Annotated in this window: 14 protein-coding genes; 5 read left to right on the top strand and 9 right to left on the bottom strand. The window is 54.9% G+C overall.

Features of this window, described 5'->3' with window-relative positions:
• Nucleotides 1–7: 7 nt before the first annotated feature.
• The 3 genes from ACR0MP_RS07005 to ACR0MP_RS06995 form a co-directional block, all read right to left on the bottom strand.
• Nucleotides 8–787, bottom strand: a complete 780-nt coding sequence (locus tag ACR0MP_RS07005; protein WP_170379996.1) for a methyltransferase domain-containing protein — start codon at nucleotides 785–787, stop codon at nucleotides 8–10.
• Nucleotides 788–1,009: 222 nt separating this feature from the next.
• Complete coding sequence (locus tag ACR0MP_RS07000) at nucleotides 1,010–1,582, bottom strand: carboxymuconolactone decarboxylase family protein (RefSeq protein WP_170379995.1); 573 nt, start codon at nucleotides 1,580–1,582, stop codon at nucleotides 1,010–1,012.
• A 478-nt stretch (nucleotides 1,583–2,060) separates the two neighbouring features.
• Nucleotides 2,061–2,933 carry a bile acid:sodium symporter family protein gene (locus tag ACR0MP_RS06995; RefSeq protein WP_170379994.1) on the bottom strand — a complete coding sequence of 291 codons (873 nt, stop codon included), beginning with the start codon at nucleotides 2,931–2,933 and terminating at the stop codon, nucleotides 2,061–2,063.
• Nucleotides 2,934–3,160: 227 nt separating this feature from the next.
• Between ACR0MP_RS06995 and ACR0MP_RS06990 the strand changes: the two genes are divergently transcribed.
• The 4 genes from ACR0MP_RS06990 to ACR0MP_RS06975 all read left to right on the top strand — a co-directional run bounded on the left by ACR0MP_RS06990 (nucleotide 3,161) and on the right by ACR0MP_RS06975 (nucleotide 6,407).
• The gene (locus ACR0MP_RS06990; protein ID WP_237217123.1) at nucleotides 3,161–4,138 is read left to right on the top strand and encodes an AraC family transcriptional regulator; all 978 of its coding nucleotides are present in this window, start codon (nucleotides 3,161–3,163) and stop codon (nucleotides 4,136–4,138) included.
• A gap of 161 nt (nucleotides 4,139–4,299) precedes the next feature.
• Nucleotides 4,300–5,166, top strand: a complete 867-nt coding sequence (locus ACR0MP_RS06985) for a cysteine hydrolase family protein (RefSeq protein ID WP_058282012.1) — start codon at nucleotides 4,300–4,302, stop codon at nucleotides 5,164–5,166.
• 48 nt (nucleotides 5,167–5,214) lie between these two features.
• A complete protein-coding gene (locus tag ACR0MP_RS06980; RefSeq protein WP_170379992.1) occupies nucleotides 5,215–5,700 on the top strand; it encodes a YHS domain-containing (seleno)protein in 486 nt (161 codons plus the stop codon).
• Between the two features lie 137 nt (nucleotides 5,701–5,837).
• Nucleotides 5,838–6,407 carry a carboxymuconolactone decarboxylase family protein gene (locus ACR0MP_RS06975; RefSeq protein ID WP_170473744.1) on the top strand — a complete coding sequence of 190 codons (570 nt, stop codon included), beginning with the start codon at nucleotides 5,838–5,840 and terminating at the stop codon, nucleotides 6,405–6,407.
• Nucleotides 6,408–6,418: 11 nt separating this feature from the next.
• Here the strand turns inward: ACR0MP_RS06975 and ACR0MP_RS06970 are convergent, their stop codons facing one another.
• The 3 genes from ACR0MP_RS06970 to ACR0MP_RS06960 form a co-directional block, all read right to left on the bottom strand.
• The gene (locus ACR0MP_RS06970; protein WP_371813528.1) at nucleotides 6,419–6,697 is read right to left on the bottom strand and encodes a LysR substrate-binding domain-containing protein; all 279 of its coding nucleotides are present in this window, start codon (nucleotides 6,695–6,697) and stop codon (nucleotides 6,419–6,421) included.
• 553 nt (nucleotides 6,698–7,250) lie between these two features.
• A complete protein-coding gene (gene gyrB, locus ACR0MP_RS06965; RefSeq protein ID WP_170395385.1) occupies nucleotides 7,251–9,668 on the bottom strand; it encodes a DNA topoisomerase (ATP-hydrolyzing) subunit B in 2,418 nt (805 codons plus the stop codon).
• A gap of 102 nt (nucleotides 9,669–9,770) precedes the next feature.
• Nucleotides 9,771–10,343 (bottom strand): TetR/AcrR family transcriptional regulator, encoded by a 573-nt coding sequence (locus ACR0MP_RS06960; protein WP_170408653.1) that lies wholly within the window; start codon nucleotides 10,341–10,343, stop codon nucleotides 9,771–9,773.
• 99 nt (nucleotides 10,344–10,442) lie between these two features.
• Between ACR0MP_RS06960 and ACR0MP_RS06955 the strand changes: the two genes are divergently transcribed.
• Nucleotides 10,443–11,009, top strand: coding sequence for a carboxymuconolactone decarboxylase family protein (locus tag ACR0MP_RS06955; RefSeq protein ID WP_170423365.1), 567 nt, complete (start codon nucleotides 10,443–10,445; stop codon nucleotides 11,007–11,009).
• Here ACR0MP_RS06955 and recF read toward each other — a convergent pair.
• The 3 genes from recF to dnaA all read right to left on the bottom strand — a co-directional run bounded on the left by recF (nucleotide 11,006) and on the right by dnaA (nucleotide 14,872).
• Nucleotides 11,006–12,103 (bottom strand): DNA replication/repair protein RecF, encoded by a 1,098-nt coding sequence (recF, locus tag ACR0MP_RS06950; protein ID WP_480886208.1) that lies wholly within the window; start codon nucleotides 12,101–12,103, stop codon nucleotides 11,006–11,008. The genes ACR0MP_RS06955 and recF overlap by 4 nt on opposite strands.
• Nucleotides 12,104–12,142: 39 nt before the next feature.
• Nucleotides 12,143–13,264 carry a DNA polymerase III subunit beta gene (gene dnaN / locus ACR0MP_RS06945; RefSeq protein WP_010442547.1) on the bottom strand — a complete coding sequence of 374 codons (1,122 nt, stop codon included), beginning with the start codon at nucleotides 13,262–13,264 and terminating at the stop codon, nucleotides 12,143–12,145.
• 225 nt (nucleotides 13,265–13,489) lie between these two features.
• On the bottom strand, nucleotides 13,490–14,872 hold the full coding sequence (gene dnaA / locus ACR0MP_RS06940) for a chromosomal replication initiator protein DnaA (protein WP_170408656.1): 1,383 nt from the start codon (nucleotides 14,870–14,872) through the stop codon (nucleotides 13,490–13,492).
• Between the last annotated feature and the right edge of the window lie 236 nt (nucleotides 14,873–15,108).

Below are 15,108 nucleotides of genomic sequence, written 5' to 3'. Positions count from 1 at the left end.
AGAACGATCAATCCTTTTTGCGCACCACGACGATAAATTGGGTCATCGAAAAGAAGAAGCGCCCAACTTTTGCAAGGCTGAACTGTTCGTCAAACCACGATAGTGCAAAAGCGGGGTCAACATGATCATTTGCAACAGCGTATTGCTTCATGAGGTGCATCATCATGATTGCGAGGCCATCAGGCTTTAACTGGTGATCTGTCATTGTGAACGACAATACATCTTCCACATGGTCGCCACGCGCTTTGATCAGTGCGGGCAGTCTTTCCGGGAGGGAACCACTCACAAAGTGCTGGTTCCAGGAAGTCAGCATCTTTTGCATTCTGTCGGGCTCATCGCTGAACCAGATCAAGCTGCCAAAGTGTAGATCGCTGATGACGAGGCGCCCGCCGGGTTTGACGCACCGCAGCGTGTCAGCCAACGCACCGTCTACGTCTTCGATGTACTCAAAGACCTGTACCGAGACGGCCTTGTCAGCACTCTCATCCTCAATGGGCAAGCTATTTGCGGCACCAGCACGAAACTCCACGTTTGCGTAGTCGCTGCACCGTTCTCTAGCAGCTGCCGTCATGTCAGCGCTTGGGTCGATCCCGATGACATAGCCATCCGAGCCAACTGCCCGGGCCAACTCAACTGTTAACATCCCGTTGCCACAACCGATGTCCAAAATAGTTTCACCAGGAGCCGGGCACAGCGCATCAAATGAAGCCTGTCTTCGCCGCGTCAGTTCTGCGCCTTGATAGGCGATTTCAAGTAATTTCGTTGTTTCAGCGTCAAATTTAAGCAACTCGCTCCCCTTACAAAGACCACAAGTCTCCAAAACTTATCAGAAATTGGGTTATCTAAGAAAAGCAGGATGGATCGTTGAGTTTTGAGCATGGATCCACCAACAATAAATGAATGCGCCGACTGGTATCGACGTATTGGTTAACCTCGGGAGATAAGGCCGCTTCTGCCGCGATATCGGGCCAGCTTTTTGTCGTCGTTCGAAAGTTCGAGCAACATCAATTCAAGGGATGTCGAGGCCGTTCTCTCGTCCGAAATCGGTATAGAAAGTGTCGCTGCGGTATCGATCCAAAGTGGCTTCGTCTGCTTGTCTTGGGTCGTTGCCAGGGCTCTGGACACCGGTTCCTTCTATGAAACGGTTCACGAGATTAAAGACACCACAGACCTGGATAGCATCGAACAGCGCGCTCTCTGACCAGCCTGCCGCGTAGACCGCATTTGCGTCGGCTTCTGTCATTCGCGATGGCGAGACGGTGAGCTTTTCAATGTATGCCAGTAACGGTTGGAGATGGTCTTCGATTGGTGCCGTATCGCGGTCTTCCATCAGTGCCTCGATTGTCTCGACCTCAATGCCGTAGGCTTTGGCGAAAACGATGTGTGCGCCATGGCAATACGCACAAGCATTCAAGCCCGAGACATAGGCTGCAATCAATTCACGTTGGGCAACCGATAGGTCGCTCTCTCCTCTCATCACCAAGCTTTCGTACGCACAAAGCGGAGAAAGCTTGTCCGGAAAGGCTTGATAAACACTTCCCAGTGTCGCGTTCTCGGGCAGAGATGGAAACAGGCGTTTCATTCAATTCTCTTTCAATCTTGCTTTGGATCACTTCGTCTCAAAATGAGGAAGCAACGATGTGTACGCAACCTTAACGCAAATCCGGGTTCCGCACAGAATTTCCGTTGGAACACTACGAACGGCAGGTTTGCCTAACGAGACCCCAGCAAGTTCGTCGTTTGGTTAAAGGCAATTTCATTTGAGCCGTTCTCGTAAGTCTTCAAAGGATGGATTGAGCTCAAAACCGGGGCTTCACATCCAAGCGTGGTGACTTCCGCCTTGCGGACAAAACTGACCTTGGAGTCTACACCTTCGCTGACGCAGGATCCACCGCACTGGCGGCAACAGTTTTCCCCTCCAACAGGGAAAATCGCCAAAGCGGCCGTTCCACAGAGGGCTTGGGAGCTCCTTGATCGCTCTTTGACCAGATGGCGCTCCGGCATGGAAACTAAGGGACTTGGCCCAGCCCATAATCAGAGCTGGCAAATAGGCGTCAGGATCATAAAATTGGGCTTCTTCGCGCAAGGAAAGCGAACACAGGCAACATTGTTACGATCCAGACCACGCTATAAATTGCGGATGGGATGGCATATTCGCTTAACCCATTGGTGTTAGGCAACAGCAAGGTGGCAATTGCGATCCCCAAAGCTCCGTTTTGAACGCCGGTCTCAATTGAAATCGTCTTCGCCTCGATGTCTGTGCATCCGAGCATCCCTGAACTCATGATGCCAATAAACGTGAGTGACGCACCTACAACCAAAAGTGCGGGTCCAAGCCTAAGGAAGTTATCCGCGACCACCACCCAGTTTGAAATGATCGCGCCTCCAATGACCAGCGCAAAAAGTAGCATAGAGACCTTGCTAAAGACTGGTTCGACAGCGGCTACAATACGCGGCGCCAATGACCGCGCGGTCACCCCGACTAGGATTGGAGAAGCTGTTAAAAAAAACATTGCTAAAGCCGTCGAAGAGATGTCGATGGCGGGCGCAGTTGCCCCCATGAACATCTGCATCGAAAACCCCAGGATAAGCGGTACGGTAACGACACAAGTCAGACTGAAGACTGCTGTAAGAGTAACGGACAAAGCAACATCCCAATTCGAAAGCTTGGTTACGATGTTACTGATCGCCCCGCCCGGACAGGCCGCTAAAATCATAATGCCAACGGCTGTCTCGGTGGAAATCCCAAAGATAAAGATCACCATCAAAGCGATGCAAGGCAGCAAAATGATCTGGTTGAGAGCCCCGACGCAAAAGGCACGTGGACGTCGTCCGATGCGTTGAAAGTCAGCCGCTGTGAGTCCGAGGCCAAGGCAGAACATGATGACAACAACTGCGAGCGGCAGCAGCACAGATATAAAAATTTCGCCCATCTACCATGACCTCTATGACTGCATGCTTCTTCACGCTTTCGGACGATACCGTTCAGAAAACCTGATGACGAGTTTTATCAGTTTGGCGCATTTATCCTCAAGCGCCCGAAGATCGAGGCTGTCTTTATTTATTATAACTATCACTGGGTGGGACGATCTGGTGTGAAAGAGCATTCCAGTGCTAATCTCACTGTATGGCAAGTGTAACTTACGCATTCGCCCGCGCGATGGCCAACGCCGCCGGGATGACGCTGAACGACGATGGCGCCCTGATTTCGAATGGCGCTGTCGTGCTGCGTTTACCAGAAGCTCAAGACGGCCAATTGGCGGATGATGCGTATTTCGATTTGATAGATTGGATTCGTGCGCAACAAGCGGATGAGGTTGCGTTGGTTGAGGCCTATGCGAACGCGATTGCGACCGATGATCTCGGCGTCCTTGGCCTGGCTGTAAAGACAGCTCCCACCTTGCGGGAATCTTTGCAACGGATTGAACGTTATTTTCGTCTCGTCACGGACACCGCAGTTTACAGACTTGACGAAACCGGCGATCCGGTCCTTTGGATATTTGAAGGGCAAACGCCACATCGCGCCGCCTTGGAATTGCGCAACGAATGCGCGCTTGCCGCCTTTGCACGGAATATGTATCGGTTTGTGGGTGCTGGATTGTCGCTCGAATATGTCGCGTTCAAACATGCGTGCCGACAAGAGCATGAACGTTACGCCCAGCATTTTGCTTGTCCCGTGCAATTTGGTACTGACCACAACGCCATTGCTATGCGCCCTGCTATGCTGGAAAGCGAAAATCGTCTTGGCGATCCGGGCTTGTCAGATTTCATGACGAAGCACCTGGATGAGGAGTTCAACTCTCGCGATGACGACACCTCACTGAGCCAAGCAATTGTCCACCGGCTTACGCCAGCCCTAAGTAACGGCGCACCGCAGGCGGCGCATGTCGCCCAAGAGATGGGAATGAGCGAGCGCACTCTTTACCGCAGGTTGGCCGAAGAAGGGCTGACCTATCGCGACGTTCTTGGTCAGGCACAAGTTGCACTCGCTCGTGACCTGCTCCGTGACGGTAAGGCTTCCATAGCCGAGATCGCCTTTATGACCGGGTTTTCGGAACAGAGCACGTTCAGCCGCGCCTTCAAGCGCTGGGTTGGCCAGGCTCCGGCACGATTCAGGCAGCAGGCGACCTCCGACTAGGCACACACCTCAAGACCACATGGCAGGTTCGGCCAAAACCTTGGCAGGGCGGGCCGATACCTCAATCGATGTGGCGCCTAACTTCTTCTTTGTCAGATCCACCTGGGGCGCTCCCGAGTAAAGCAAACCCATTTGCCCCTCTCAGACAAAGGAAATTTGCAATGAGCAATCATGACCACAAACATGGAGCAAGCTGCGCTTGCGACGTCACGCCCGAACGCGTTGATATGGCGCGCCGGCGACTCTTGCAACAAGCCGCCGGTGCGGCCGCGGCAGGTACAACAATAGTGGCTGGCGGGCAGGCCCTTGCCGCGACCGACGAAGCACGCGCCTACTATGCTGACCCGGAAAATCCAGGCCTTCCCCAAATCGACATGACCATCGAGCCGGGGCGTACTGCGCTTGTGGTGACCGACCCCCAGATTGATTTTTTGTCAGAAGACGGTGTGACGTGGGGTGTCGTTGGCGAAAGCGTGACCGAACAGGGCACGGTCGATAATATCGAACGGCTTTTCATTGCCGCCAAGGCTGCGGGGATGCCGGTCTTCATCTCGCCCCACTATTACTACCCGCATGACCACAAGTGGGAGTTCGAGGGCACTCTGGAAGCCACGATGCACAGCATCGGCATGTTTGACCGCCTGGGACCGCTCAATTTGGACAACTTCGAGGGCTCAGGTGCCGACTGGATGCCGCAATACAAGAAGTACATCGAGGATGGCGAAACCATCATTTGCTCGCCACACAAGGTTTATAGCCCTGCTCAGAATGACCTGAACCTGCAATTGCGTAAACGCAAGATCGACAAGGTGATCCTCGCGGGGATGTCGGCGAACCTGTGTACGCAGGCGCATCTCTACGAGCTGCTGGAGCTGGGCTACGAAGTCGCTGTCGTTCGCGATGCCACAGCCGGGGCCAAGGTGCCTGAAGGTGACGGGTATCTCGCCGCCATAATCAACTTCCGAATGGTCGCCAACGGCGTCTGGTGGACCGACGACGCGGTTGAGCGCATTGGCCAATCGGCCTGACCCAAATCGATCTTCAAATTTGATCCCGACATCCTGAAAGGACATATCATGACACGCATCTTTACATTTCCCGCACTTACAACAGCGTTGACTCTCGCCCTGGCGGCGGCGGCATTGGCTGACGATGAATACAACGTTTCGAACAGTCTTACCTTGACCGGGCAGCCCCTCGGCATGCATGGCGTCGATCCTGTATCGATGTTTGAAGCCGAAAAACCCGAAATGGGCAACGCCACTTTTACATCGGCCCATGATGGAGTGGACTACTATTTTGCGTCGCAGGCAGCGCAAGCCACATTCGAGGCGGATCCGACGGCACATCTGCCTCAATTCGGCGGGTTCTGCGCCTTTGGCGTCTATGTAGGCAAGAAGCTTGATGGCGATGTTCGGTATGCCGATATCGTGGACAACAAGCTCTATCTCTTTGTGAATGAGGACATCTTCAAGAAATACCTTGAGGACAAAGAGACCGTGATCCAAGGCGCCCATGCCAAGTGGGCAGACATCCACCACACGCCTGTCAGCAGCCTTTGATCGAGGAATTTGGTGGCTTTTGCCGGTCGGAGCCACCGCTGCCTCTCCCCTCCCCAAAAGGCCGGCATTTCTCCAAGACGCCCTGTCCGCAATGACAATTCGCGAGCGTCGAAAACTCTTCCCAAAGGAAACCAGACATGACTGATTTTGAGACCTATACAATCGCCTCAGCCCCTGATGCCGCGAAACCAATTCTGGAAGCATCGCTGAAAGGATATGGTTTTGTGCCCAACCTTTATGCGGCCATGGCCGAAGCGCCCGCAATTTTGGAAGGCTATACGACACTTTCCAACATCTTTGGAAAGACCAGCCTGTCAGAGACTGAGCGCCAGATCATCCTTATGACTAACAACCGGTTGAACGGGTGCAAGTACTGCATGGCCGCCCATACCACTCTTTCACAGATGGCCGGTGTCCCCGAAGACGTGATCGCAGCGTTACGCGATGGCAGCCCTATCGCCGACCCCAAATTGGAAGCACTGCGCAAATTCGTCATCGTGATCAACGAAAGCCGAGGCTGGCCCAGCGACGCACAGGTCGAGGCGTTTCTGACGGCTGGCTATACCCGCCAGACCATGCTGGAAGTCATCCTTGGCACAGCGTTGAAAATCCTGTCGAACTATACGAACCATGTGGCGGAAACGGCTTTGGATGATGCGTTTGTCCCAAATGCATGGACCGCCTCATCCGCAGCGGCGGCTGAATAACGCGATATTGCCTAATTGTTGGTCTTGCGCTTAGGCCTGAGTTTGGTTCTGGCCAATAAGGGAATCCGATTTGAGACGTTCGACCGAAAATCAACAAAAGCGCGTACCTTCGCAGACACGGTTCGACCCTCTTGATGCACAAGATGGATGGGAACCTCGGGTGGCTCATATGACTTCATGACAGTCTTGAGCCGCCCATCTGCAATGTAGGGTGCCACCTGATACGACAAAAGCCGTCCGATCCCATGACCTTGCAACGCCAACTCAATCACGGCGTCATTAGTATTCATGCTGATGCGTGGGTTCACTCGTTTGGTTATGCTCTTTCTACCGCTTTGAAAATGCCATTGGGCGGATGCATTCAGGGCAGTAGAATTAATGATCGCCGACCTTGTGGCTCTCCACAGCCCGGGAGGAGTGGTTTCCGAGGCACTGTCCATTGGTAAGCAGGTGAGAGGTGCTGAGCTTTCTACAGCCGTTCTAGCTGGCTCGATGTGCGTGTCGTCATGTCCTTACATCCTTGCAGGCGGTGAGGAACGCCTCGTCTCTCGTCGAGGCATTGTGGGTAGGCCCGGAATACTGCGAAAATAGGCTTCTGTTGCTACCCGTACCAAAGACTTTGCAAAGTCCGCTTACTGCGCATCGCAGACCTTCGCGAGAATCCAAGGTTCCTTAGGGAGGCCCTTTGCGGGATTGAGCAATGCAAAGGGCCATAACCGCGACGACTAAGCCATAAACTGATTGAATTCGTCGCTAATGCAGACAAACGCGCAGCGCAAAACTATGGGCGAACTACGTAAACTTATGGGGTGCGCGAAGTGTTATGCGCAAACCTACAACCGCTCAAAAATCCAAATTCTCCACGCTCAGAGCATTCTTTTGAATGAATTCACGGCGTGGCTCTACCACATCACCCATAAGCTTGGTGAACAGATCATCGGCCTCGACCATATCATCCACGCGTACTTGCAAAAGGGTCCGTGCGTCCGGGTCCAGCGTTGTTTCCCAGAGTTGATCGGGGTTCATCTCTCCCAAACCTTTGTAGCGTTGCAGCGACAAGCCCTTTTCGCCTTCTTCCAGAATCGCGCGCAGCAGGTCGAGCGGGCCGTGTATGACTTGACCCCGATCGCGACGCACCAACGTTGCGGGGGTGTTGTAGACCTCTTGCAGGCTTTGGGTGAAACTGCCGGTTTTGCGAGCCTCACCCGAACGCAACATGGGGCCGTCCAGTGTGCGTACTTCTTCCACACCGCGCAGGATGCGCGCGAGGCGGATGCCGTGATCCTGTGTGATGCGGCCTTGCCAGCCGCGTTCGTATTCCAGTGCAATCAAGTCAAGGCGCGCCGCGACCTTGTCGGCCACGCCCTGCAAATCGGCATCAACAGCGCCGGGCACGAAAGCACCGGCTACAGCAGCCTGCTCCAGAATATGGCGTGGATAATGCGTTGGGAAGGCGTCCAGCACACGCTTCAGCTGGCGCGCTTCATCCACTACGCGGGTCAGGTCCTGGCCGATGATTTCCTCGCCCGAGCCTAATTTAAGTACTGCGCCTTCGACGCCCTGATTGATCAAATAATCATCCAGCGCAGCCTGGTCCTTCAGGTAAACCTCTGATTTACCTCTAGAAACCTTGTATAGCGGTGGTTGAGCGATGTAGAGATACCCGCCCTCGATCAACTCTGGCATTTGCCGGTAGAAGAAGGTCAACAAGAGGGTGCGGATATGCGCGCCGTCAACATCTGCGTCCGTCATAATGACGATTTTGTGGTAACGCAGTTTTTCGATGTTGAATTCGTCGCGGCCAATGCCGGTGCCCAACGCCATCACGAGGTTACCGATCTCTTGGCTCGACAACATCCGGTCAAACCGCGCCCGTTCCACGTTCAAGATTTTGCCACGCAAAGGCAGAACAGCCTGAGTCAGCCGATCCCGACCGGTCTGGGCAGAACCACCAGCCGAGTCCCCCTCGACCAGGAAAACTTCAGTCTTGGACGGATCTTTTTCAGAGCAATCCTTCAGCTTACCAGCCAGATAGTTCACATCCATCGCAGTCTTGCGGCGGGTCAATTCGCGAGCTTTACGGGCGGCCTCGCGCGCTAAAGCCGCCTCGATGATCTTACCGACAATCCCCTTAGCCTCATTCGGGTTCTCTTCGAACCATTCAGCCAGCTTCTCGTTCATCAGACCTTCGACCGCCGGGCGCACCTCAGAGCTGACCAACTTGTCCTTGGTCTGGGACGAGAATTTCGGATCGGGCACTTTCACAGACAACACGCAGGTCAGGCCTTCGCGTGCATCGTCACCGGTGAAGCTGACCTTTTCCTTCTTTGCTATGCCGCTGGACTGCGCATAGTTGTTGATCGTCCGGGTCAGCGCGCCGCGGAACCCAGCCACATGGGTGCCGCCATCGCGCTGCGGGATGTTATTGGTGAAGGGCAGCACGGTCTCATGATAGCTGTCGTTCCACCACATGGCGATTTCCACGCCGATATCGTCACGCTCGCCCTTGATATAAATCGGTTCGGGCATCGCCGGGGTCTTGGACCGGTCGAGATATTTGACAAACTCTTTGACGCCGCCCTCGTAGAACAGCTCGGTTTCCAGCCGCTCAGCAGGGCGTTCGTCGATTAGGATGATCCGCACGCCTGAGTTCAGGAAGGCCAGCTCGCGCAAGCGCTTTTCCAGCGTCTCAAACGAGTACTCGAGGTTCGAGAACGTGTTGGTCGAGGCCAGAAATCGTACCTCGGTTCCCGTGCGATCGCCGCACTCGCCGACGACTTTCAGATGTTCCGCCGTCTCACCGCCCTCAAAACGCGCCACATGTTCCTTGCCGGCCCGCCAAATGCGCAGTTCCAGCCAATCGGATAGCGCATTCACCACCGAGACGCCCACTCCATGCAGACCGCCTGACACCTTGTACGAGTTGCTGTCGAACTTACCGCCAGCGTGCAGTTGGGTCATGATGACTTCAGCCGCTGAAACGCCTTCCTCGGGGTGGATATCCACCGGGATTCCACGTCCATTGTCGCTGACCGAAACGCTGGAATCAGCGTGAATTTTTACAGTCACATGGTCGGCATGACCGGCCAGTGCCTCGTCAATTCCGTTATCGACAACCTCGTACACCATATGGTGCAGACCCGAACCATCATCCGTATCCCCGATATACATACCGGGACGTTTGCGAACTGCCTCTAAGCCTTTGAGAACTTTGATGGAATCAGCGCCGTATTCTTGGGGTGCCTGTGCGTCTTCGGACATGCCGTTAGTACCTATATTATTTTGGTAACTTATACGTTTTCTGGTGGGGATTGTCACGTGCTCCCCCCATATTTTGTGGTTCTGATCCGCTTAATTTGCGGATCAAAGCCGATCAAGGTCTGCTGCAATATCCTCGGCAATTTCTGCCGCGTTCACATCGTCCCGTTCGGCTGACAATCGCAACCCCAGAAGGTCGGATTGATAGCGCGCCGCCAAGCGATCCGGGTCATGACTTGGCGCGATTTCTCCGGCCTTCTGCGCGCTGCGAAAGAGGTCCGCAAAACAAGCTTTCATGTCAGCCATATGGGTTTGCGCCTGATCAGCCAAATCATGGTCTTTGGCTTGCAATTCCGCATAAGTCTTCGCCAACATGCAGGCTTTTGTTGGCAGTTCCGACGCCTCGATCACACGACGAGGTTGCACCTTAAGAGCACCAAGCGGGCCCAATTCCTGCGCCAAAGCCTTCATATTGGCAACCCCTTCCCGAGTATACCGCTCTAACGCCAGGGCGTAGAGCGCATCTTTCGACCCGAACGCCGCGTAGAAGCTGCCCGGTTTAAGCTTCAGCTCTCGCTCGAGATCCTTAAGCGATGTCCCCGCCCAGCCGTGACGCCAAAAAATGTCTCGCGCCTGCGCGATAAGCGCGTCTCGGTCATATGAGGGTTTGCGGGGCATCGTTTCACCAATTCTTGAACGTTCGCTCAAATATATACTTGAGTGATCGCTCAAGAAACCCTAAATACGACTCATCGCGCCAGAAACAGGAGTTTTGACATGGCCAATTTCCCGTCTCACGACCTAGAAACCGCCCCGGAAGGGTCCAAGCCGCTGCTTGAGAAATCTCAGGCTGCATTCGGCCGCCTGCCCGGTCTTCATAAAGTAATGGCTGAAAGCCCCCAGCATCTGGAAGGCTATCAGGTTCTGCACGGCCTGTTTCTGCAGACCGATTTCAACAACGACGAAAAAACCGTTGTCTGGCAAACCATCAATGTCGAAAACGAATGCCATTACTGCGTGCCTGCGCATACCGGCATCGCAAAGATGATGAAGGTCTCTGACGAGATCACCGAGGCGCTGCGCAACGAAACGCCGCTGCCCACGGCCAAGCTGGAAGCGCTACGCACTTTTACCCTGCAAGTGATGGAAACCCGTGGAAACCCGACTGAAGAACAGTTGCAGGCCTTCTTTGACGCTGGCTATTCCCACCGTGCGGTCCTGGATGTCGTGCTGGGTCTGGCACAAAAAACCATGTCGAACTACGTCAACCACATGGCCAAAACCCCGGTCGACGAAGTGATGCGCGGCTTCCTTTGGGAACGCAAAGTCGGCGAGCCTGCCTAAACGCGGACGACCGAGCCCTCGTCGCCTTCGGTAACGACCAGCGTTTGGGCTCGATCCCCCAATTCCGCAAATAGCTCAGGCCCGGTGCCCGTCATCCAGGCCTGTGCGCCCAGCGCACAAATCTCATCATACAACGCAGCGCGCCGACCCGCATCCAGATGCGCGGCCACCTCATCCAGCAATACAATAGGAGGTGCTCCAACCATCTCCGCCAACGCTCGCGCGTTTGATAGGATCAGCGACACCAGCAATGCTTTCTGCTCACCGGTCGAGCAATCTTTGGCAGGAACGCCCTTGGCGGAATATACACCATACAGGTCTGATCGATGCGGGCCGACCAAAGTCCGCCCGGCGGCCAGATCGCGAAACCGGCTTTCATCCAAAGCTTCTCGCAAGTCTTCCGCCGTCTCAGGCATTGCACCTTCGGTTTGGACCAATTCAAGATCCGCTGACGGAAAGGCCGTCTCAGCTTTGTCCTGTGCTGCGCGCAGATACTCCAACGTACTCAACCGCGCGGCGTGGATGCGATGCCCCATCTCGGCCATCTGCCCTTCCAGCGCCGCGTACCAATGGGCATCGCGAACTTGTTCTTTCAGCAACCGGTTCCGCTCGCGCATCGCTTTTTCATAGGTCAGAGATGCCTCGGCATGTGCCGGATCAAAACTCAGCGCGATTCGGTCGAGGAACCGCCGCCGCCCTTCAGCCCCTTCGATCCAGAGACGGTCCATCGATGGGATTAACCAAACTACCCGCGCCAGCTTTCCCAATTCAATCTGGCTTGAGGTTTTCTCATCAATCCGCACTTGCCGCGCCGCACCATCTTCGGACCAGGTTTCAATCTCGAAATTCTGTCCTTGCGCATTCAATAGCCCAATCAGCTTCCACCCCAGCGCCTCGGGGCGCCGTGTCATCTCAGCGGCGCTTGCCCGCCGCATCCCGCGCCCGGGTGAAAACAGAGAAACCGCTTCCAGGATGTTGGTCTTACCGACACCGTTTGGCCCATGGATCGCGACTGGCCGCCCGTCCAACGACAGGCGCGCCAGCTTATGAGACCGAAAATGCGAGACCGTAAGCTCGGTCAGGGCCAATCCCATGACCCCTCTCTTTCGTTAGAGATCACCCAGTCGAGGCAATCAGACGCGCATCGGCATTACGACATATACCGCGCTTTGGTCGTTGCCTTCGCGCATCAGCGTCGGATCACCTGCCGAGTTGAACATAAACACCGCATTTTCACGATCCACCTGAGACGCGATTTCGAGCAGATACTTAGCGTTGAACCCGATCTCCAGGCGCTCATCCCCGTAAGCAACTGCCAGCTCTTCCTCAGCCGCACCACTGTCGGGTGCATTCACTGACAGAACCAGCTTATCCGCATCCAATTGCAGTTTGACGGCCCGCGACCGCTCGGACGAAACTGTCGCCACACGATCCACGGCCTGCGCGAATTCAGCCGCGTCCACTTCTAACTTGCGCGTGTTACCTTGCGGGATGACACGTGTGTAATCCGGGAACGTTCCGTCGATCACTTTCGAGGTGAGCGTGATGTCAGGCGTTGCAAACCGCACCTTGGTTTCACTGACCGAGACGGCGATGTCCATCTCGTCATCATCCAGCAGCTTGCGCAGTTCGCCCACGGTTTTGCGGGGCACGATCACGCCCGGCATATCCGCTGCACCATCCGGCAGATCCGCATCGATCCGTGCCAAGCGGTGACCATCAGTCGCCACGCAACGCAGTACCTTGCCGCCCTCGGAACCATCCGCAACGTGCATGTAAACGCCGTTCAAATAATATCTCGTCTCTTCCGTGGAAATGGCAAACTTCGATTTATCGAACAGCCGGCGCAACAATGCCGCCGACGCCGTAAAGTTCGATTGGTATTCTGAAGACGCCATAACCGGGAAATCTTCTTTCGGCAGCGTGGCCAGAGAAAAATTCGAGCGCCCCGCTTCCACGGTCAACCGCCCAGCTGCACTATCTGCGGTTAGGGTCACCAGCGCCCCATCGGGCAGTTTGCGTACGATCTCATGTAGTGTTGTGGCCGCAACAGTCGTGGCGCCCGCTTTCTCGACCTGCGCAGGGGCCTTGTCGACCACTTCGATGTCCAGATCGGTGGCACGAAACAGCGCCTGATCGCCTTCGGCCTCGATCAGCACGTTGGCAAGTATGGGAATGGTGTTGCGACGTTCGACAACTGACTGGGCCTGCGAAACGGCCTTGAGAAGGGTGCCGCGTTCGATGCTGATCTTCATACCCTCTGTTCCTTTGACTTGCGTGCCGAAATAGGCGGGACTGGCACGTTAGCGTCTCAGCCCTGAGGCACAAGGATTTTTTACGGATTTCTGGGTCGGATTGCCTCGGTGGTCAAGAGCAGCGCGCGTGAAACACACCAGATCATTCTCAACCGTGGACAATAGCGCACAAGAAAACACCCCGAACGCAATAGTCCGGGGTGTTTTTCAAGGATTCAGTGAGGTTTAGGCTTCCAAGGCCCGGCGCAGCATCTCAACATCTTCGGCAATCTGGCCATCGGTCAACTTCAGCTCTTCGATGCGCTTCACGCCATGCATGACCGTGGTGTGGTCTCGCCCGCCAAATCGACGGCCAATCTCAGGTAGCGACCGACTGGTCAGTTGCTTGCACAGATACATCGCCACCTGACGCGGACGCGCATAGGACCGCAGGCGTTTAGGGCCGATGATATCGCTGAGGCGGATGTTGTAATAATCCGAGACCTTTCGCTGGATCTCTTCGACGGTGATCTTGCGCTCGGAGGCGCGCAGTACATCGGCCAGGCAATCCTGCGTCAGCTCCATATCGATCTCGCGCCCGACCAGCGAGGCAAAGGCGAACAAGCGGGTCAGCGCCCCTTCCAGCACGCGCACATTGGTCGAGATGCGGTGTGCAAGGAATTCCAATACACCATCAGCAATGGTCAGATCGGGATAGGTGCTGCTGTACTGCTGCACTTTGTTCTGCAGGATTCCCAGACGCAATTCGTAGTCTGTGGGATGAAGATCGACGACAAGGCCACATTGCAAGCGCGATTTCACGCGATCCTCAAGGTCTTTGATTTCGCCCGGAGCGCGGTCGGCCGAGATGATGATCTGCTTGTTCTGATCCACCAGCGCGTTGAACGTGTGGAAAAATTCTTCCTGCGTCGAATCCTTGCCAGCGATGAACTGCACGTCATCGACCATCAGCACATCGACCGAACGGAACAAGTGTTTGAAATCCATCATGCGGCGTTCACGCAAAGCCTGCACAAAGCGATACATGAACTGTTCTGCTGACAGATAAAGCACATTCAACTCGGGGTGCTTGGTTTTCAACTCCCACGCAATCGCGTGCATCAGGTGGGTTTTACCCAGTCCAACACCGCCGTAGAGAACGAGCGGATTGAAAGTTACCGGGCCACCCTCGGATACGCGGCGAGCTGCGGCATGTGCAAGTTCGTTGGGTTTGCCAACAACAAAGCTATCAAAGGTAAACCGTGCATCCAGTGGCGCAGCCTGTAGTGCTTCAAGCGCATCGTTGGCTGTATCTGTAACAGCGGGCCGGGTTTCTGGCGCGGGAGATGGCTTGGGCTCTTCCACCAATGTGGGACGGGCTGACGAATTGGCCGCTGTGCGAAATGCCAAGCGCTGAACCTTTTCGCCCGATGTGTTCAGCTCATAGAGAATAAGGTCCGCAAAATTCTGACTGACATAGTTGCCCATGAAGTTGGTCGGCACCGAGAACACCGCTACACCATCCTGCAACTCCTGAAACTCCAAGGGTTCAATCCAGGTGGTAAAATTGTTCTTCCCAACCGCCTTCATCAATTTGCTACGCAGTTGTCCCCATTTCTCTTGTGTCATTCGGCGCCTCACGCATCCCATTCATTATTGGCCTTAAGGCCTTTTTTAATGTGTCCCGAATTACGGGCCATTATGGCGCTCACACACAAGGGAACGTTTCGCCAAACCTGATGGTCTGGCGGGTACGCTCGAATATCATCGCAGTCCAATACAGCACGGCCCCAAAATGGGGGCACACCCGGAATCCGGGATGCGCATGATATTCCAATTTATCGACAGGGCCAGGATCTTCGGCT

The sequence above is a fragment of the Ruegeria sp. K3 genome, assembly GCF_056531845.1.
Note: the sequence above shows the minus strand (reverse complement) of the source record. Positions and strands in the feature narration are given on the sequence as shown.

What these genes read in the sequence shown, in the direction of transcription:
- ACR0MP_RS06990 (WP_237217123.1), top strand. Translation starts at nt 3,161, where the DNA reads ATGGCCAACGCCGCCGGGATGACGCTGAACGACGATGGCGCCCTGATT.
- recF (WP_480886208.1), bottom strand. Translation starts at nt 12,103, where the DNA reads ATGGGATTGGCCCTGACCGAGCTTACGGTCTCGCATTTTCGGTCTCAT.
- ACR0MP_RS06955 (WP_170423365.1), top strand. Translation starts at nt 10,443, where the DNA reads ATGGCCAATTTCCCGTCTCACGACCTAGAAACCGCCCCGGAAGGGTCC.
- ACR0MP_RS06995 (WP_170379994.1), bottom strand. Translation starts at nt 2,933, where the DNA reads ATGGGCGAAATTTTTATATCTGTGCTGCTGCCGCTCGCAGTTGTTGTC.
- ACR0MP_RS06970 (WP_371813528.1), bottom strand. Translation starts at nt 6,697, where the DNA reads ATGAATACTAATGACGCCGTGATTGAGTTGGCGTTGCAAGGTCATGGG.
- ACR0MP_RS07000 (WP_170379995.1), bottom strand. Translation starts at nt 1,582, where the DNA reads ATGAAACGCCTGTTTCCATCTCTGCCCGAGAACGCGACACTGGGAAGT.
- dnaN (WP_010442547.1), bottom strand. Translation starts at nt 13,264, where the DNA reads ATGAAGATCAGCATCGAACGCGGCACCCTTCTCAAGGCCGTTTCGCAG.
- dnaA (WP_170408656.1), bottom strand. Translation starts at nt 14,872, where the DNA reads ATGACACAAGAGAAATGGGGACAACTGCGTAGCAAATTGATGAAGGCG.
- ACR0MP_RS06980 (WP_170379992.1), top strand. Translation starts at nt 5,215, where the DNA reads ATGACACGCATCTTTACATTTCCCGCACTTACAACAGCGTTGACTCTC.
- ACR0MP_RS06960 (WP_170408653.1), bottom strand. Translation starts at nt 10,343, where the DNA reads ATGCCCCGCAAACCCTCATATGACCGAGACGCGCTTATCGCGCAGGCG.
- ACR0MP_RS06975 (WP_170473744.1), top strand. Translation starts at nt 5,838, where the DNA reads ATGACTGATTTTGAGACCTATACAATCGCCTCAGCCCCTGATGCCGCG.
- ACR0MP_RS06985 (WP_058282012.1), top strand. Translation starts at nt 4,300, where the DNA reads ATGAGCAATCATGACCACAAACATGGAGCAAGCTGCGCTTGCGACGTC.
- gyrB (WP_170395385.1), bottom strand. Translation starts at nt 9,668, where the DNA reads ATGTCCGAAGACGCACAGGCACCCCAAGAATACGGCGCTGATTCCATC.